Raw genomic sequence first — 18,329 nt, forward strand, 5'->3', positions numbered from 1 at the left:
CCTGTCATGACCACAGTTCGATATGGCCATGACAGGCCGAGCCGCCGCCCGCTAACGTCGGCAGTGCCGTGCGGCGTCGGGAGGGGCGGGCGAATGGGCGAGCAGCGGGTGGGACTGGGCTACGGCTTCGCGGCGTACGGGCTGTGGGGCCTCTTCCCGCTGTACTGGCCGCTGCTGGAGCCGGCCGGGGCCCTGGAGATCCTGGCGCACCGGATGGTGTGGTCGCTCGGGGTGGCCACCGTCATCCTGCTGGCGCTGCGCCGCTGGGCGTGGATCGCCGAACTGGTCCGGCAGCCGCGGCGGATGGCGCTGATCGCCTCGGCGGCGACCGCGGTCACGGTGAACTGGGGCGTGTACATCTGGGCGGTGAACGCCGGCCATGTGGTCGAGGCGGCGCTCGGCTACTTCATCAACCCGCTGGTCACCATCGCGCTCGGCGTGCTGGTGCTGCACGAGCGGCTGCGGCCGGTGCAGTGGGCGGCCGTCGGCATCGGCTGCCTGTCGGTGGTCGTGCTGGCCGTCGGCTACGGGCGGCTGCCGTGGATCGCGCTCACCCTGGCCTTCTCCTTCGGCGGCTACGGGCTGATCAAGAAGAAGGTGGCGATGGGCGGGCTGGAGTCGCTCGCCGCCGAGGCCGGCGTCCAGTTCCTGCCGGCGCTCGCCTACCTGATGGTGCTGGGCGCCCAGGGGCACTCGACCTTCACCCACCACGGTCCGGGGCACGCCGCGCTGCTCGCCGCCTGCGGGCTGGTCACCGCGATACCGCTGATCTTCTTCGGCATGGCCGCGACCCGGCTGCCGCTCTCCACGATCGGCCTGATGCAGTACCTCACCCCCGTCTCCCAGTTCCTGATCGGGGTGCTGTACTTCCACGAGACGATGCCGCCGGACCGGTGGGCCGGGTTCTTCCTGGTCTGGGCCGCGCTGGCGGTGCTCACCTGGGACGCCCTGCGCACCGCCCGCCGGGGCCGGCTCGCGCTCGCCGGCGCGGCGGCCGGACCCACGGACGGACCCGCGGCCGGACCCGCGGCCGAGCCCACGGACGGACCCGCGGAGGGACCCGCGGACGGGAACGAGAGCGCGAGCGGTCCCGCGAACCCGACGACGACCGCCGGCCCGGCTACGCGGTGACGTCCCGCGAGGTGAAGCGCGCCCACGCGGCCGACCCGAACACGGCCACGTACAGGGCCTGGAGGCCGAGGTTCTTCCCGATCGCGTCCCACGGCACGGGGTCGCGCAGGACGTCGGCGAAGCTCAGCCAGTAGTGCGGGAAGAGGTACGGCTGGACCGCGTGCAGCTGGGGGATCGTGTCCACGATCTGCACGGTGATCAGCAGCCCGACGGTGGCCGCCATGGCGCCGATCCCGCTGTCGGTGAGGGTGGAGACGAACAGCCCGAGCGCGGCGATGCCCACCAGGGACCCGGCCACCAGGACCGCGATCAGCAGGGCCCGCAGCATGCCCTGGGAGAGCGGGAGGGTGGTGCCGGACAGCGTGGTCACGTCGCCGACCGGGAAGAGCACGAAACCGACGACCAGGCCCGACACGGCGACGACCAGCGTGGCCACCAGGCAGAAGGCCAGCACCGAGGCGTACTTGGCCAGCAGCAGCCGGGACCGCCCGGCGGGCGCGACCAGCAGGTAGCGCAGGGTGCCGCCGCTCGCCTCGCCCGCGATCGCGTCGCCCGCGACCACGCCGATCGCCATCGGCAGGAAGAACGGCAGGGTGGCGGCGAGCGCGGTGAACGCGAGGAACAGGCCGTTGTTGCTGACCTGCTGGATGAACGCGGGGCCGCCGTCGCCGTTGGAACCGCCGCTGATCGTGCTGCCGTGGCGGGTCTCGATCCGGACCGCGATGCCCACCAGCACCGGCACACCCGCCAGCACCGCGAAGAGCGCGAGGGTGCGCCAGCGCCGGAACACGGTGACCAGTTCGGAGCGGAACAACCCGAGGGACCACAGCAGCCGCGGCGCCCGGGGGGAGCCGCGGTCCGGCTCCGGCGCGGTGGGGTTCCGAGCGGTACGGTCCCGCGCGGCACCGTCACCCGTATCCGTATCCGTACCCGCGCCCGTAGCCGTGTCCGTGCCGGCGCCTTCCGGTGCCGTCTCAGCCCGCGACATCGAAGCCCTCCCCGGTCAGCGCCACGAACGCGTCCTCCAGCGAGCCGCGTTCGAGGCCGAAGCCGCGCACCCGGACGCATGCCGCGACCAGGGCGGCGTTCAGCTCCGCGAGGTCGGGCGGGTCGGCGGGCAGTTCGCCGGTGACGCGCTGCCCGTCGGTGGCCAGGGCGGTCACGCCGTGCTCGGCCAGTACCCGGGTCGCGTCGGCCGGGTCCGGCGTGATGACGGCGAGCCGCCCGCGGCTGCCGGCCGACAGTTCGGTGACCGGTCCCTGCGTGATCAGCCGGCCGCGGGCCATCACGGCGACATGCGTGCAGACCTGCTCGATCTCGTCCAGCAGGTGCGAGGAGAGGAAGACGGTCGTGCCGTCGGCGGCCAACTCCCTGACCAGGGCGCGGATCTCCCGCATGCCCTGCGGGTCGAGGCCGTTCGTCGGCTCGTCCAGCACCAGCAGGTCGCGCGGCTGGAGCAGCGCCGCGGCAAGGCCGAGGCGCTGCTTCATGCCGAGCGAGTACTGCTTGGCCTTCTTCCCCGCGGCCGCGGCCAGCCCCACCCGGTCCAGGGCGGCGCCGACCCGGGCCCGGCGGGTGCGGGGGTCGGCGGTCGGGTCGGCCGCGTCGTACCGCAGCAGGTTGTCGCGGCCGGACAGGAAGCCGTACAGCGCCGGGCCCTCGATGAGCGCGCCGACCCGGGGCAGCACCGAGCGGGCGGCGCGCGGCATCGGGCGGCCCAGTACCCGGGCGGTGCCCGCGGTCGGCTCGATCAGGCCCATCAGCATCCGGATGGTGGTGGTCTTGCCCGAGCCGTTCGGCCCGAGGAAGCCGAAGACGCTGCCGCGCGGCACCCGCAGGTCCAGGCCGTCGACGGCGAGGGTGCCGTGGTAGCGCTTGGCGAGGCCGCGGGTCTCGATCACGACCTCGCCCGGGGCCTCCGCCTCAGCCCGCGGCCCCGTCTCAACCCGCGCCGCCGACTCGTCCCGCGCCGCCGCCTGGGCCGGCTTCGCCATCACGCTCCCTCGCTCCCCCGGTCCGCTGCCCGCCCGGGTCCGGCCGCACGCGTCACTTCGCGGCGTCGGCCGCCGCGGTCAGCGCGGACTGGGTGACCGCGCCGACGTAGAGCTTGCCCTTGTCGGTGAGGAGCACGTTGACCAGGCGGGTGTGGAAGACCGTGCCGCTGCCGAAGGAGCCGGTGACCTTGGTGCCGTAGCTGTTGAGCAGGGACTGCGGGTCGCCGCCGCCGGGGCCGGAACCGGCCTTGCCCTTGCCGTCCGAGCCGAAGCCCGCGCCGCTGTCCGCCGCCTTGCCCGCGGAGGCCAGGGCGCCGGTGTCGATCACCGCGACGGAGTCCCAGCCGGTGCCGAGCACGGTCGGCTCGGCGGCGCCGGGCACGGAGTTCTGCGAACCGTTGCCGACGTCGCCGGGGCGCGCGCCGGACGTCTTGCCCTCGGTCACCTTCACGCCCTTGGGCGGGCTGAACGAGAAGGTGCTCGCGGCCGGCGCGCCGAAACCGACCTTGGTGAAGCCGATGTCGAAGACCGCCTTGCCGCCGCCCTTCGGGACGAGGGTGAACTTCAGCGGCACCCCGGTGGAGGAGTCCACCGCGATCCGGATGCTCCCGACCGTGGTGGTGTCGGCGTGCTCGGGTGTGACCACCAGTTCGTACGCGCTGCGGCCGGCCACCCGTGCGGTGCCGTCGACGGTGATCGAGGCGATGCCCCGCGCCGCCTTCAGCACCTGCTCGGCGGCGGCCTGCGGGGTGGTCGGCACGCCCTCGGGCAGCTGCGACGGCTGCTGGTCCGGCGCGGCCGCGGGCAGGGCCGAGTGGTACGCCTGGTCGGACGCGCTGTCGTACGCCCACAGTTGGGTGCCGTTGTGGATGACGCTGTACTCGGCGGTGGGCTCGATGATCGAGACCTTCTGCCGGTCCGGGCCGTCGACCGAGACATGCAGCTGGTGGGTGCCGGCGAGCAGTTGGGCGAGCCGGCTCTGCGGCGCCGCCGAGGACGAACCGCCCTTGCCGGCGCCGCCCGCGCCCGACAGCAGGCTCCCCGCCGCGCCCCCCGAGAGCGCGTCGGGCAGGCCGAGGTCGGTGCTCACCTTCACGGTGCCGTCGACGGTCCGGGTGTTCGAGGCCGCGATCTTCGTCAGCAGTTGCTGGGTGGTGATCTTCGGCAGCGAGGGGTCGCCCGCGTCCGCCAGCGCCGGGACCAGGGTGATGGTCGCCACCGCCACGCCCGCCACGGCGACCGGCACGGTGTAGCGCGCGATCTTCCGGCCGCGGCCACGCGGTTCGTCGGGCTCGTCCGGTTCGGGTCGCCCGATCGGTTGGATCAGTGCCATTGCGTCCTACCTCCGTCGTGAGCGGCGGCCTACTCGCACGTGTCCCACTACCCGGGCCATTGTCGCCCAGTCCGCCGTGAAATGGGGCACCCCCATACGACCAAACCCCCGCCCCCCGCGCATCCCTCCGGGGTCGCGCCCCTCCCTACGCCCCCGGTATGACACTCCCTCCGTGGGTGCCCCTCTTCACGGAGGGAACCGCACCACCCAGGGGCGCGTGGGGACACCACCCAGGCGAAGCCCCGGGGGAGAACTGCGCGCGCAACCACCCACCACCGAGAGGCGGTCCCCCAACCGACGGAACCACCCGCCCTGGAGAGCCTTGGGCCCCCTCAACCGGCGCGGTGGACCACCGCATCGCACAGCGCCGCCAAAGACGCCTTCGCGGGAAGATCCGGAAGAGGCGCCAGCGCCGCCCGCGCCTCATCCGCGTACCGCACCGTGTCCCGTCGAGCCTGCTCCAACGCCGGATGCGCCCGAAGCAGGCGCAGCGCCTCCGCGTGCAGCACATCATCCGTGAGGTCACCGTCGAGGAGTTCGTTCAGCCGCCGGTCCTCCGGCGTCGCCGACCCCTTCCCCTGCGCGTGCCACCTGCGCACGTGCAGGACCGGCAGCGTCGGAATCCCCTCGCGCAGGTCCGTCCCGGGCGTCTTGCCCGACTCGTGGCTGTCGCTGGCGATGTCCAGCACGTCGTCCGCGAGTTGGAACGCCGCGCCGATCCGCTCGCCGTACTGCGTGAGGACGTGCACGACCGACTCGTCGGCGCCGGACATCATCGCCCCGAACCGCCCGGAGACCGCCATCAGCGAGCTGGTCTTGCCCGCGATGACCTCCAGGTAGTGGTCGAGCGGGTCGCGGCCGTCGCGCGGGCCGACGGTCTCCATGATCTGCCCGGTGACCAACCGTTCGAACGCCTCGGCCTGCACCCGCACCGCCTCCGGTCCGAGGTCGGCGAGGATGTGGGAGGCGCGGGCGAAGAGGAAGTCGCCGGTGAGCACGGCAACCGAGTTGCCCCAGCGGGAGTTGGCGCTGGGCACCCCGCGCCGTACGTCCGCCTCGTCCATGACGTCGTCGTGGTAGAGGGTGGCGAGGTGGGTCAACTCCACGACGACGGCGGCCGGCACCACGCCGGGCGCGTGCGGGTCGCCGAACTGGGCCCCGAGCATCACCAGGAGTGGCCGGAAGCGCTTGCCGCCGGCCTGCAGAAGGTGTCTGGCCGTGTCGGTGATGAAGGGGACGTCGCTCTTGGTCGCCTCCAGCAGCCCTTCCTCCACGGCTGCGAGACCAGCCTGGACGTCGGCATCGAGGTTCTCGTCCCACACGCTCAGCCCGAAGGGCCCGACGACGGTCACGAGGGGTACTCCTGTCGCTGGTCTGGCATCTGGCGGGGTCTGGGCTTGGGCGGCTACGCGGCTACGACGACCGGGGCACTTCCGCGGGTTCCATCCGGGGACGGGGACCTGCGACTGCTCCTACCGGCAGGGTAGCCGGTCAGGTGTTGATCACCGCCGGGGCATCGCCCTGCGACGAGCTACGGACGATCACCGCCCGTATAATCCCGATCACCTGGTTTATTCATATATGACCCACACGAAAGAGTGAAGCGCGCGGACAGGGGAATACTCGGCCGATATCGAATGCTTGACCGCATGCCCGTTCATCATTACGTAAGACCGCCACGCACCATGGCGAACTACACTCTCGACAGCAACATGTGACATGTCCTCGCTTCGGATGAACACCCGACAGAAGAACTGAGGAGGTGGACCGATGGCTACCAAGCGTGCCGACCGTGGTGAAGACCTCACCGAGGACGGGGCGGAAGCCCACGTACGCGGGGTGTGCTTCAAGACGGGCCCGCCCGAGCGGACCGGCGTGGAGCTGGAGTGGCTCGTCCAGGACCGCTCCGATCCACGCGAACTGATACCCGTCGAACGACTGGACGCGGCGCTCGCGCCGGTCGAGGCCCCAGGGGCACTGCCCCGGGGCAGCAGGCTCACCCGTGAACCGGGTGGCCAGGTGGAGCTGAGCTCTCCACCCGCACCCACCCTCGCGGGGTGCGTGAAGGCGATGGCAGAAGACCTCGCCACCCTCAGGGAAGCCGTCGAACGAGCCGGACTGGTGCTCGTCGGACACGGCATGGACCCCCACCGCGAACCGCCCCGGGTCCTCGACCATCCCCGCTACCGGGCGATGGAACGCTTCTTCGACCGCGAGGGCCCCTGGGGTCGTACGATGATGCGCCGCACGGCGTCGTTGCAGGTCAACCTGGACAGCGGCGACGACAGCGAGGGCGTGGCCGGCTACCGCAGGCGTTGGGCGCTCGCCCACCGGATCGGCCCGGTGATGGTCGCGGCGTTCGCGAACTCGCCCTTCCGGGACGGCCGCCCGACCGGCTGGGTGTCCACCCGGCAGGCCAACTGGGCCCTGATGGACCCCGGCAGGACCCGGCAGCCGCACCACGACGGGCTGGACGAGGACCCGCGGGCCGCCTGGGCGCGGTACGCCCTGGACGCCAGGGTGCTGTGCATCCGCCAGGAGTGCGCAGACTCGGAATCCGGCTCTGACCTCGGCTCGAACGTCGGCACGGTAAGAGCTGCTTTTGAGGACTGGTCCGCGCCTCCTGGGCTCACTTTCCGCCAGTGGGTGCGCGGCGCCCCGGGGGTCCGGCGGCCCACCGTCGCCGATCTGGACTACCACCTCAGCACTCTCTTCCCGCCGGTCCGCCCGCGCGGCTGGCTGGAGCTGCGGATGACCGACGCGCAGGACGGCGAGCAGTGGATCGTGCCGACCGTGCTCGCGGCAACCCTGTTGGACGATCCGGTCGCCGCCGAGACCGCGTACGCGGCCACCGAACCGCTCAGCACGGATGGTGACCCTCTCCCCTCCGATCTCGTCTGGCGTCGCGCCGCCCGGGTCGGCCTGGCCGACCCCGAACTGGCCAAGGCGGCCCGCGCCTGCTTCGCCGCCGCCGAGAGCGCCCTCGCGCGCCCCGGCGCTTCCCCGACCCTGCGGCGGGCCGTCTCCGACTTCGCCGAGCGCTATCCAGAACGCGGCCGATGTCCGGCCCACGACCAGTTGGACGCGTTGAGCCGCGCCTGACCCTCCGGAAGGCTAGTCGTGACAGACCCTCGCACTCCGCACCGCAACACTGCCGAAAACCGGACCACTTCAGCCGCATCCGACTCATCAGACCCTTCCGCCACTCCAGCCCCGGAGAACCCGGCGGCTCCGAGCGGCGGGCCGGTCGCGGCGCCCGCCGACCCGGCCACCCGCGCGCTCGCCGCGCTTCAGGCCGCGCGGCACCGTACCGGCCTGCTCACCGACTCCGTCACCGACGACGACCTCGTCGCCCAGCACTCCCGCCTGATGTCGCCGCTGGTGTGGGACCTGGCGCACATCGGCAACCAGGAGGAGCTGTGGCTGATCCGCGAGGCGGGTCGGCGCACCGGGGTGCGGCCCGACCTGGACCACCTCTACGACGCGTTCCGGCACCCCCGCGCCGACCGCCCCGCGCTGCCGCTGCTCGGCCCGGCGGAGGCCCGCGGCTACGTCGCCGAGGTACGCGACGAGACCCTCGACGTGCTGGCCGGCATCGACACCGACCCGGCGCACCCCGAGCGGCTGCTGGCGGGCGGCTTCGTCTTCGGGATGCTCGCCCAGCACGAGGCGCAGCACGGCGAGACGATGCTCGCCACCCACCAGCTGAGGTCGGGGCCGGCCGTGCTGGACGCGCCCGCGCCGCCGCCCGCACCCGCCGACGCGGCCGCGCTGCCGCGTGAAGTCCTCGTCCCCGGCGGCCCGTTCACGATGGGCACCAGCACCGAGCCGTGGGCGCTGGACAACGAACTGCCCGCGCACGAGGTGCCGGTGGCGCCGTTCTGGCTGGACACCGTGCCGGTCAGCAACGCGCGGTACGCCGACTTCATCGCGGCCGGCGGCTACCGCGACCCGCAGTGGTGGACGCCCGAGGGCTGGCGGCACGTCCAGGACGCGGGGCTCACCGCGCCGCTGTTCTGGTCCCGCGACGGCGACCGCTGGATACGCCGCAGGTTCGGTCACGTGGAGGCGGTGCCGGCCGACGAGCCGGTGCTGCACGTGTGCTGGTACGAGGCCGACGCCTACGCGCGGTGGGCCGGCCGGCGGCTGCCGACCGAGGCGGAGTGGGAGAAGGCGGCGCGGCACGACCCGCTCTCCGGCCGCTCGCGCCGCTACCCGTGGGGCGACGCCGACCCCGGTCCCGAGCACGCCAACCTCGGCCAGCGCCATCTGCGGCCCGCCCCGGTGGGCAGCTACCCCGAGGGCGCGGCGCCCAGCGGCGCCCGGCAGCTCGTGGGCGACGTGTGGGAGTGGACGTCCTCGGACTTCACGCCCTACCCGGGCTTCGCCGCGTTCCCCTACAAGGAGTACTCCGAGGTCTTCTTCGGCCCGGAGTACAAGGTGCTGCGCGGGGGCGCCTTCGGGGTGGACCCGGTGGCCTGCCGCGGCACCTTCCGGAACTGGGACTACCCGATCCGGCGGCAGATCTTCGCCGGGTTCCGCACGGCGAGGGACGTCACGGGCCCGGCGGACGCGGCCGCGGATCACGGCGGTTCGGGTCCGGCGGGCGGAGGGGCCGCCTGATGTGCCGCCATCTCGCTTACGTGGGGCCGCCGTTGACGCTGGCGCGGCTGCTCGTCGAGCCGCCGCGGGGGCTGTACGAGCAGTCCTGGCAGCCGCGCCGGCAGCGGCACGGCACGGTGAACGCCGACGGGTTCGGGGTCGGCTGGTACCCGCCGGAGCCCTCACCCGGCGTGCTCGGTGGGCCCGGTGTGCCCGGTCAGCCCGCTGGGCCCGCTGAGCCCGGCGGACCCACTGAGCCCGGTGCGCCCGTGTCGTACGGGCCGCCGCCGGCGGACGGCTCGCCCGGTCCCGAGCGGCCCGGCGACGAGGGGCCGGCCGTGCCCGCGCGCTACCGGCGGGCGCTTCCGGTCTGGGCCGACCCGAACTTCGCCGAGCTGGCCCGGGTGATCCGCAGCGGTGCCGTCCTGGCCGCGGTGCGGTCGGCCACCGAGGGCACCACGCCCGACGAGTCGGCGGCCGCGCCCTTCCGGGACGGGCGCTGGCTCTTCAGCCACAACGGCGCCGTGCCGGACTGGACCCGGCTGCCGACCGGGCTGGACCCGGCCGAACTGCTCGCCCTGGAAGCGCGTTCGGACTCCGCGCTGCTGTGGGCGATGCTCGCGGGCCGGCTGCGCCGGGGCGAGCCGCCGGGCGGCGCGCTGGCCGCGGTGGTCCGCGAGGTCGCCGCCGCCCGGCCCACCGCACGGCTCAACTTCCTGCTCACCGACGGCCGTACCATCGCCGCCAGCGCGTGGGGCGACACGCTCTGGTACCGGCTCGGTCCGGGCGCGGTGGTCGTCGCGTCCGAACCCGACGACGCGGCAGGGGACTTGCTCGGCGAATGGCGTGAAGTCCCCGACCGCTCCCTGCTCCTGGCCACCCCGGAAGGCGTCCGCGTCATCGCGCTGCGCCCCGAACGCAAGGACACCACCCTCATGAGCGCCGAGAACCAGAGCCGCTTCACCCTCGACGACCGGCTTCCGGCCGGCTACTTCACCGACACGCTGCACGCCGACGTGACCGGCGGCCTCACCGCCGCCCCGCGCACCCTGCCGCCGAAGTGGTTCTACGACAAGCGCGGCAGCGACCTGTTCGAGCAGATCACCCGGCTGCCCGAGTACTACCCGACCCGGGCCGAGCAGGAGATCCTGGTCCGCCGGGCGCCGGAGATCGCCGCGGCCACCGGCGCGGCCACCCTGATCGAGCTGGGCTCCGGCTCCTCCCGCAAGACCCGGCTGCTGCTCGACGCCCTCACCGCCGCCGGCACCCTGCGCCGCTACGCGCCCCTGGACGTCAGCGCCTCCGCCCTCGAAGAGGCCGGGCGCGCGATCTGCGCCGACTACCCGGGGCTGACCGTCTCCGCCACCGTCGCCGACTTCGAGGGCGGCATCCCGCTCTCCGACGAACCCGGCCCGCGCCTGCTCGCCTTCCTCGGCAGCACCATCGGCAACTTCGACGGCCCGCAGCGCGCCGCCTTCTACCGCACCCTCGCCCGCTCGCTCAGCAGCGACGACGTGCTCCTGCTCGGCGCCGACCTGGTCAAGGACCCGGCGGTGCTGGTCCGCGCCTACGACGACGCGGCAGGCGTCACCGCGGAGTTCGACAAGAACGTGCTGCACGTCCTCAACCGCGAGCTCGGTGCCGACTTCGACCCGGACGCGTTCGAGCACGTCGCCGTCTGGAACGCCGAGGACGAGCGGATCGAGATGCACCTGCGGTCGCGGGTCGCGCAGACCGTCAAGATCCCCGACCTCGACCTCTCCTTCGACCTCGCGGCCGGTGAGGACGTGCGCACCGAACTGTCCTGCAAGTTCCGCCGCGAGTCCCTCACCGCCGAACTCCACGAAGGCGGCTTCACCGTCCGCCACTGGTGGACCGACCCCGCCGCCCGCTTCGCCCTCCTCCTCGCCGTCCCCAACTGACCTGCCCGGCAGGGCCGTTCGACCCGCCCGCCGCTCCCCCGCCCCGATGTTCCGGTCCTCCGACGGGAACACCGGGGCGGGGTGCGTGAGTTGGCCGGGCATGGAGCGGACGGGAGTACCGGCGGGTGTGGGGCGGACCGCGATCGGGACCGCGCGGGTGCGGGCGGCGGAGAGCCGGCGGGCGGACCGGCTGTTCGACGACCCGCTGGCCGCGGCGTTCGTGCGGGCGGCGGACGCGGCGGGCCGGCCGCCGGACGGGCCCGGCGGGGAGTCGCCGACCGGGCGGGTGATGGCCGAACAGGTGGTGCTGCGCACGCGGTTCTTCGACGACTACCTGCGCGCAGCGGTCGCGGACGGCCGCCGGGCGCAGGTGGTGCTGGTGGCGGCGGGGCTGGACACGCGGGCGTTCCGGCTGCAATGGCCGGACGGGCTGCGGGTGTTCGAGCTGGACCTGCCCGACATGGTGGGCTTCAAGGAGGAGGTGCTGGCCGGGGCGGGCGCGGTGCCGCGCTGCCGGCGGGCCGTGGTCGGGGTGGATCTGCGCGGGGAGTGGGCGGGGCCGCTGCGGACCGCCGGGTTCGACCCGGCGGCGCCCACTGCGTGGCTGGTGGAGGGGCTGCTGGTCTATCTGACGGCCGACGAGGCGGCGGCCGTGCTGGGTACGGTCGGCGACCTGTCCGCGCCCGGCAGCGTGCTGTCGTTCACGCACGGCGGCGGGCTGGCGCGGATGGTCCGGCAGACCCGCACCGGGGACGAGTTCCGGCCGATCAGCGACCTGTGGCGGGGCGGCCTCGCCGAACCGCCGGACGCGTGGCTGACCCGGCACGGCTGGACGGTCACCGCGCACGGGAAGGCGGCACTGGCGGCCGCGTACGGGCGGGGGTCCGAACGTCCGGCCGAGGGCGCGTTCCTGGTGGCCGAGCGGGGTTGAACGCGAGTGGCGTGGAGTGTCGTATCCCTCCTCTAAAGTGATCAACCACAGGCGTTCGGGGACCAGTTCGGTACGGCACGGAGGTGTGCGGTGGGCGACTTCGACGCGTTCGAGCGGGAGGCATGGGCCGGCCGGGCGGAGGCGTACGCGCGGAGCTTCGGCATGCTGTGCGCGCACGCCGTGCCCAAGCTGCTCGACGCCGCCGGGGTGGGCGCGGGCGTGCGGGTGCTGGACGTCGGCACCGGGCCCGGCACCGCGGCAGCGCTGGCGGTGCGCCGCGGCGCGGAGGTCTGCGCGGTGGACGCGGAGCCGAGCATGGTCGAGCGGGCGACGCGAGCGGTGCCGGAAGCGGATGTGCGGCACGGGCTGCTGCCCGGACTGCCGTTCGCGGAAGGCGAGTTCGACGCGGTGGTGGCGAACTTCGTGCTCAACCACGTGGGGCACCCGGCGGCGGCGCTCGCCGACCTGCGGCGGGTGGCCGGCCCCGGCGGCCGGGTCGCGGTCACGATCTGGGCCGCGCCGCCCGCCCCCGGGCAGGCGCTGCTGGGCCGTGCCCTGGAAGCGGCGGGCGCCGCCCGGCCGTCCTCCGTACCCGCGCTCGCCGCCGAGGACGACTTCCCCCGCACCGAGGAGGGTCTGGCCGGACTGCTGACGGCGGCCGGGCTGACCGGGGCCCGCTGTACGACGCTGCGCTGGGACCACGTGGTCGACCCCGACGTCTGGTGGTCGGGTCCGGCCGCCGGGATCGCCACCATCGGCCAGATCCTGCACGCCCTTCCCCCGGGCACCGTCGCGGAAGTACGCCGCCACTACGACGAGTTGTCGGCGCAGTTCCGCACCCGGGACGGCGCGCTGTCCCTGCCGCACGCCGCGCTGCTGGCCTGGGCGACCACGTCCTGACTCACGCGTAGGGCGCGTCCGGGGTGTAGGGGATGTACGGCGAGACGAAGAGGTAGTCCGGGTCGTGCCCGGGGTCGTGGCCGGTGTGCCGGGCGACCACGAACTGGAAGCCGCGAGGCGGGTCCCCGGGCAGGCTCGAGACGGTGCGGGCGACGGAGTTGCGCAGCATCCGGTAGGCCGGTGCGAGGGTCAGGTCGCCGCCGAACTGCCGCATGACCGCCACGAGTTCGTGGCACAGGTCGTAGAGCGCCTTCTCCCGGCGGCGGGAGGGGAACCACACGATGTGCAGCGGTCGCCGCGGGGTGATCGCGGAGCCCTCCTGCCACGGGGTGGCCCGGCCCTCGGCGTCCTCGGTCCTGAACAGCACATGGAAGTCGTGGCGGGCCGGCTCGGGCGCGAAGAAGCGCCAGTTGGGGATGACGGCGCCGGTGCCGTCGAGGACGGCGAGCCGGTTGAACTCCGGGCGCGGGTGCTGGCTCAGGACGGTGGCGGCGAACCAGGCCGCGAGCGCCGCGATCGCCGCCGCGCCCGCGAGGTCCCGCCCGCCGGCCGGCCCTCCACCGCTAAGCGGGGACATCGGCGGCCCTCCCCCGCGGGAGGCTCGCCGCGGCGACCCCAGCCACCAACTCCGCGACGGCGCGGGCGGAGGCCCGGGCGGCGAGGACCTGTTCGCGCGGGGCGTCCACGGCGTGCACGACCGCGTGCGGGGCGCGGCGCACGTACTCCTCCTGGAGGGCGCGCCTGGCGTCGGGCGGCGGGCCGCCCGGCTCGCACAGGATCAGGCAGGTGGGCACGGCGGCGGCCGGGACGGCGGCCGTACCCGTCCGCCGCCGCGCCGCGCGCAGTGCCCGCCACTCCTGGCGCGCCGCGTTCCAGCCGGCGGCGTCGCGGTAGTGTGCGCGGGCGAGGCCGCGGACGTCCTCGGGCAGCAGGCGCAGCCAGTCCGGGTCGCGGAGCAGCTGGCCCAGGCCGAGGCGCAGGGAGACGGCCATCTGGTCCAGCAGCGCGGTGACTTCGCGGTGATCGGGGTCGCGGCCACGGTCACCGCCACCGCCTGCCCCGCCGCCGCCCGTGTCGCCGCCACCGCCCGCGGCGCCGTCGCCCGCGTCCGGGTCCTGGCGGGGGGCGTCGTCGGGGTGGTGGGGGTCGACGAGGACGAGGCCCGACAGGTGCCCGTCCAGGCGGGTGGCGGCGGACGCGGCGATGTGACCGCCCAGGCCGTGGCCGACGAGCACGGCCGGCCGGCCCGCCGCGGTGTGGCGGACCAGGTCGGCGAGGTCGGCCGCGGCGCCGTCGAGCCCGGTGCCCGGGCGGGGCCCGCGCACGGCGGCGCTACCGGCCTGGCCGGCCCGGTGGTAGGTCACCACGGTGTGCCGTTCGGCGAGTTCGCGGACCAGCCACTCGGCCCGTTCGGGGGACTCCGCGAGCGCTCCGCTGACCACCACGACCGGGGTGTCCGGGGCCGGACGGCCACCGGGTGGGTCGATCCGGCGGTGGACGAGCGTGGTGCCCGCGGCGGTGGTGAACCGCCGCTCGTCGCCACGGCCGCGCAGCACGGTCCGCCGGTCCCTGGCGTGGACGAGCGCCCCGGCGGTCAGGGCCGCGGCCAGCGCGGCGCCCGCGGCGACCGGGAAGGTGTCGTCGCGCCGCTGCACCCGGCCGTCGGCGAGGACACGTTCGCGCGGGCCGGTGACGTACAGCACCGCCGGGTGCAGCGAGCAGAAGCCGGTGAGGAAGCGGCCCAGGCCCATCACGCCGGCGTTGGCGAGGTGGAAGCCGGCCGCGGCGGCGACCATCGGCCTGGCCGCCCGGCCGCGGGCCAGATGGACGGCGGGGAACGACGATTCGAGGGCCACCACGCAGGTGCAGACCGCCTTGGCGGCGCGCGGGTGGTCGCGGACCAGCCGCCAGGCGCGCTCCTCGCCGTAGGAGACGGTGCGCAGGATGCCGGGCAGGGCGCGGCCGCTGCGCCAGGTCTCGCTGGACGCCTTGACCCAGCCGGAGGCGGTGTAGGAGAGCACCGACTGCATTCCCGCGAACCACAGGCAGGCGTCGACGGTACGGGGCCGGTCCTCCGCGGCCCGCCCGACCGCCGCCGCGGTCTGCACGAGGAAGGCGGCCTGGTCGGCCCCGTCGGTGCCGTAGTGGTTGCGGGGGTAGAGCGCGAGGGACGCGGCGGTGAGCACCAGGTCGGCCGCCAGCCGGCCACGGCGCGGCAGGGGCAGCAGCAGCGCGCCGGCCGCGGCGACGCGGGCGCCGTGCAGCGCGCGCGTCACGGCGGGCCGGCCCACCACGTCGAGCGCGGCACGGGCCGGGCGCGGCCACCGCGCGAACTGGCCCCGGGCGACCTGCCAGTCGTTGAGGCCGCCGGGGCGGCGGTCCTCGGGGGTGACCAGGTACTCCAGGCTCGCCACCAGGTGGTTGACCGCGCCGAGCCGTTCCATGACGGTCAGCGCGGTGCCGCGGTCGACCGTGGGAGGTGCCACCGCGGCACGCAGCATCCGCCGGAGTCTCGGCACGGGTCTTCCCCTTCACTCGGAGTTCGGAGTTCGGAGTTCGGAGTTCGGAGTTCGGCTGGGAGTTCGGCTGGGAGTTCGCCCGGGCCGCAAGGAGCTTGGCGGGGGCGGGAGTTGCCGGGTGTTGGCGGGAGGACGCGGGAGGACGCCGACGTTCCGCGCACGCGATCGGAGCTGCACGCCGGACCGGGCCGGGTGGCATCGCCCGGCCCGGTACGGCGGGCCCGCCGCTACATGCCCGTCGGCTCGGTCCCGCCGGAGACGCTGATGGACACGCTGACGGAGCAGGTCACCAGGACGACGGACAGGATGGGCGCGACCTCGGTGTTGGCCAGCCGCTGGACGTCGGTGGCGCGGAGCGGGACGGCGGCCAGGGCGGTGCTGTCGTTTGCCTTCGCGGCGAGAGGGGACACGGGTTCTCCTTCGGTCGTGGCCGGCCGGGGTGGCCGGCCGCCGTTGCGGTCGGGACCCGGACCGCTCCCGGCTCCGGCCGGCGGATTCCGGTCCCGGACCGGCTCCGACCACGTGGGGCCGGGTGGGCCCAGGTCGGGCCCGGCCGAGGAGCGGCGGTGCGGTCGCGCCGTGGCCGGACCGTACACAGGACGCGTCCACGGCGGCGGCCGCGCGACCGGCGAGGGGCGCGCTCCTGCCGCTCCCTGCACGTTCCGTGCCCGTCACGCGTCTCCGCGTCCCCTCGCCGTACGGCGGAGGGGCTGCCGGCGGCGACGCCGTTCAGCATCGCCCACCCGCCGAGCAAAGGTCAACTGATGTGAACGACAAACAACTTGATATTCATCTGAGTTGACGCCGCCTCGCCCCCGCCTTTGCCTGACGCTCGGGCGCACGACGCCGCCCTCTCACGACACGACCGGCACACGCGCTGTCGTACCCCCCTGGTAGACATACGGATGGACAGCGTGAATCACCGAAGTAGAATTGATTCAAGCAAGGAGGTGCTCAGTGGATCTGGTAGCTGTGGGACGGCGAATCCGCCGTGAGCGCGAGCGGGCCGGATACGGCCAGCGGGCCCTCGCCGAACTCGCCGGTCTCTCCCAGCCGACCCTCCACCGCATCGAGCTCGGCACGCGGGCGCAGGTCACCCTTGCCGAGATCGACCGGTTGGCGCACGCCCTGGACCTGCCGGTACGGCAGCTCACGACCGGTAGCCCGGTGCGTGAACGCGTGCATATCGCCGCGCGCATCGACCCCGCGGTCGCCGAGGAGGACAAGGAAGACGCGCTGCGTCTGGTCGTCGAGGTGCTCGAACTCGACGCGCGCCTGGACAGCGGCGCCGGTGACGGTGTGACGGATCGGCCGCCTCGCCGGCCCGCGACAGGGCCGCGCCTGGTCGGCACCTGCGCCACGCCCGAGGAGCAGGGGAAGGCGCTCGCGGAGTCCGTGCGCTCCACGCTCGGCCTCGGCGCGGCACCGATCGCGGACATCGACGAGCTCATCGAGCACCTCACCGGCGTGGACACGGCGGTGCTCCGACTGCCCAAACCCGTCGACGGCTTCACGGTGACCGACCCCGAACGGAACACCACTCTCATCGCGGTCCGCGCGTGCGACGTACCGGAACGGCAGAGGTTCACCTTCGCCCACGAACTCGGGCACCTTCTCCAGGGCGACGGCACGGAGGTGCACGAGCTGGGTGGCGCCAGAACCCCTGCCGAGCAGCGCTGCGACGCGTTCGCACGGCACCTGCTGGCCCCCCTGACCGGCATCCGGACCTGGCTGGGTCCTCCGGACGAAGGCCCGGACTCCGAAGCCGACGAGCTCGTCGACGAGCGGACCGCCGCTCTGCTGGCACGCCACTTCCGGGTGAGCTTCCCCGTGATGCTGATCCAGCTGGAATGCCTGAACCTGATCTCGGCCGCTCGCAAGAGCTCGCTGAAGGGCCCGACCGGTGTCGAACTCTCGCAGCGCTACGGCTGGGGGCCGGCCTACGAGCAGGAGATCGACGCCTCCCAGACCGTGCGCCCTCCTCGACGCATCCTCGAACGGGCGATGCTCGCGTACCGCGGGCACCGGATCGGGGTGAGAGTGCTGGCGATGCTCGAAGGACGCGGCGTCGAGGAGACGGAGGCCGCCCTGCGCGAAGCCGGGCTCGTACCCGAACCGCAGACACCCAAGCGAGCCGACGTCACCCGTCTCGCCGCCAGAGCTCGGCCCGAACCCGACACTGAGGATCGCTAGGACTCGCGGGCGGCGCCGCTGCTCATCGGGGACGGGCTGTCAGAGCCGGACAGAGTACCGAACAAAGGGGTGGGGATTGCCCGAGAAGCGTGACGAAGCCGTGGAAGGCGACGGCGGTTCGTCCACCGGGCTCGACTCGCTATGCGTGCTCGATGCGGTGATCTGCGTCCACTTCGTGGGGGCGAATCTGCAGCGGCTCCTGGTCGACGTACTCCGCGCCGCGCAGTTGGTCCTTCTGGTGCCGGAGGAGGTTCATCAGGAGGTTCTCGGCAAGGCACGGAAGTACGGTTCGATCGAGACGCCTTGGCGCCGGCTGGTCGCGAGTGACTGCGTGCGCGTACTTCCGGCGCTACGGGCCGCCACCGCGCCACCACGGGTCGTCGAGGTCTTCGAGGAGATCCGGGGGTTGCAGTTCGAGAAGGCGCTGCGCCGTCCCAAGGACCTCGGCGAGGCAGTGGTGATCGCCCACGCGGTGGAGTTCGTGGAACGCGGCCACGAGGTATTCGTAGCCATCGACGACCAGGAGGGCCAGGCCACCTCCGCACGCTACGACCTCACCGTGCTGACCATCGAGCAGGTACTGCAACTGGCGATTCTTCACGGCAGGTTCCCCACCGAGGGCGAACTCAAGAGGGCGTACGCCAGGTTGCGGTCCTACGGTGACGGGCTGGTCGACTACGGCCGCACGGAACTTCCGACGGCGTTCAAGGAGTGGCGCGCGAGTCGGCCGTAGCGGCGTCGCCCGGACGAAGAGCGGAAGGAGGGGCCCCGGTTCGTCACCGGGGCCCCTCCTTCCGTCCCTGC

General features: G+C 73.9%; 15 protein-coding genes and 1 pseudogene. 9 read left to right on the plus strand and 7 right to left on the minus strand.

Annotation, left to right across the window (positions count from 1 at the left end; genetic code table 11):
• Nucleotides 1-93: 93 nt before the first annotated feature.
• A complete protein-coding gene (gene rarD, locus OG896_RS15520; protein ID WP_329365928.1) occupies nt 94-1,131 on the plus strand; it encodes an EamA family transporter RarD in 1,038 nt (345 codons plus the stop codon).
• On the opposite strand, the gene OG896_RS15525 is transcribed toward rarD, so the two are convergent.
• From OG896_RS15525 to OG896_RS15540, 4 genes are all read right to left on the minus strand, one after another.
• Nucleotides 1,121-2,119, minus strand: coding sequence for an ABC transporter permease (locus OG896_RS15525; protein WP_329365929.1), 999 nt, complete (start codon nt 2,117-2,119; stop codon nt 1,121-1,123). The genes rarD and OG896_RS15525 overlap by 11 nt on opposite strands.
• The gene (locus tag OG896_RS15530; RefSeq protein ID WP_329365931.1) at nt 2,106-3,125 is read right to left on the minus strand and encodes an ABC transporter ATP-binding protein; all 1,020 of its coding nucleotides are present in this window, start codon (nt 3,123-3,125) and stop codon (nt 2,106-2,108) included. The genes OG896_RS15525 and OG896_RS15530 overlap by 14 nt, the downstream gene beginning before the upstream one ends.
• Nucleotides 3,126-3,177: 52 nt before the next feature.
• Nucleotides 3,178-4,458, minus strand: coding sequence for a LolA family protein (locus tag OG896_RS15535; RefSeq protein WP_329365933.1), 1,281 nt, complete (start codon nt 4,456-4,458; stop codon nt 3,178-3,180).
• 332 nt (nt 4,459-4,790) lie between these two features.
• On the minus strand, nt 4,791-5,810 hold the full coding sequence (locus OG896_RS15540; protein WP_328467869.1) for a polyprenyl synthetase family protein: 1,020 nt from the start codon (nt 5,808-5,810) through the stop codon (nt 4,791-4,793).
• Nucleotides 5,811-6,228: 418 nt separating this feature from the next.
• Between OG896_RS15540 and egtA the strand changes: the two genes are divergently transcribed.
• The 6 genes and pseudogenes from egtA (at nt 6,229) to OG896_RS15570 (ending at nt 12,813) form a co-directional block, all read left to right on the plus strand.
• Nucleotides 6,229-7,560 (plus strand): ergothioneine biosynthesis glutamate--cysteine ligase EgtA, encoded by a 1,332-nt coding sequence (egtA, locus tag OG896_RS15545; protein WP_329365935.1) that lies wholly within the window; start codon nt 6,229-6,231, stop codon nt 7,558-7,560.
• A gap of 18 nt (nt 7,561-7,578) precedes the next feature.
• The gene (egtB, locus tag OG896_RS15550; RefSeq protein WP_329365937.1) at nt 7,579-9,081 is read left to right on the plus strand and encodes an ergothioneine biosynthesis protein EgtB; all 1,503 of its coding nucleotides are present in this window, start codon (nt 7,579-7,581) and stop codon (nt 9,079-9,081) included.
• Nucleotides 9,081-9,620: pseudogene (locus OG896_RS15555) on the plus strand (hypothetical protein); the annotation flags it as partial. The gene egtB and the pseudogene OG896_RS15555, both read left to right, overlap by 1 nt.
• 375 nt (nt 9,621-9,995) lie before the next feature.
• Complete coding sequence (gene egtD, locus OG896_RS15560) at nt 9,996-10,982, plus strand: L-histidine N(alpha)-methyltransferase (protein ID WP_402447361.1); 987 nt, start codon at nt 9,996-9,998, stop codon at nt 10,980-10,982.
• A gap of 100 nt (nt 10,983-11,082) precedes the next feature.
• Nucleotides 11,083-11,913, plus strand: a complete 831-nt coding sequence (locus tag OG896_RS15565) for an SAM-dependent methyltransferase (RefSeq protein WP_329365939.1) — start codon at nt 11,083-11,085, stop codon at nt 11,911-11,913.
• Nucleotides 11,914-12,003: 90 nt separating this feature from the next.
• Nucleotides 12,004-12,813, plus strand: a complete 810-nt coding sequence (locus OG896_RS15570; protein ID WP_329365940.1) for a class I SAM-dependent methyltransferase — start codon at nt 12,004-12,006, stop codon at nt 12,811-12,813.
• 1 nt (nt 12,814) lies between these two features.
• Here OG896_RS15570 and OG896_RS15575 read toward each other — a convergent pair whose 3' ends face one another.
• The 3 genes from OG896_RS15575 to OG896_RS15585 all read right to left on the minus strand — a co-directional run bounded on the left by OG896_RS15575 (nt 12,815) and on the right by OG896_RS15585 (nt 15,742).
• Nucleotides 12,815-13,390, minus strand: coding sequence for a hypothetical protein (locus OG896_RS15575; RefSeq protein ID WP_329365941.1), 576 nt, complete (start codon nt 13,388-13,390; stop codon nt 12,815-12,817).
• Nucleotides 13,377-15,332: an alpha/beta fold hydrolase gene (locus OG896_RS15580; protein ID WP_329365943.1), complete on the minus strand. Its 1,956-nt coding sequence runs from the start codon at nt 15,330-15,332 to the stop codon at nt 13,377-13,379. Before OG896_RS15580 ends, OG896_RS15575 begins: the two co-directional genes overlap by 14 nt.
• A gap of 227 nt (nt 15,333-15,559) precedes the next feature.
• A complete protein-coding gene (locus tag OG896_RS15585; RefSeq protein ID WP_328467855.1) occupies nt 15,560-15,742 on the minus strand; it encodes a hypothetical protein in 183 nt (60 codons plus the stop codon).
• A 547-nt stretch (nt 15,743-16,289) separates the two neighbouring features.
• Here OG896_RS15585 and OG896_RS15590 point away from each other — a divergent pair.
• A complete protein-coding gene (locus tag OG896_RS15590; RefSeq protein ID WP_329365946.1) occupies nt 16,290-17,525 on the plus strand; it encodes a helix-turn-helix domain-containing protein in 1,236 nt (411 codons plus the stop codon).
• 76 nt (nt 17,526-17,601) lie between these two features.
• Entirely contained in the window at nt 17,602-18,258 is a 657-nt protein-coding gene (locus tag OG896_RS15595; RefSeq protein WP_329365947.1) for a hypothetical protein, read from the plus strand.
• Nucleotides 18,259-18,329 lie beyond the last annotated feature (71 nt).

Origin of the sequence: Streptomyces sp. NBC_00669, assembly GCF_036226785.1 — a bacterium.
In the GTDB taxonomy this organism is placed as follows: Bacteria; Actinomycetota; Actinomycetes; order Streptomycetales; family Streptomycetaceae; genus Actinacidiphila.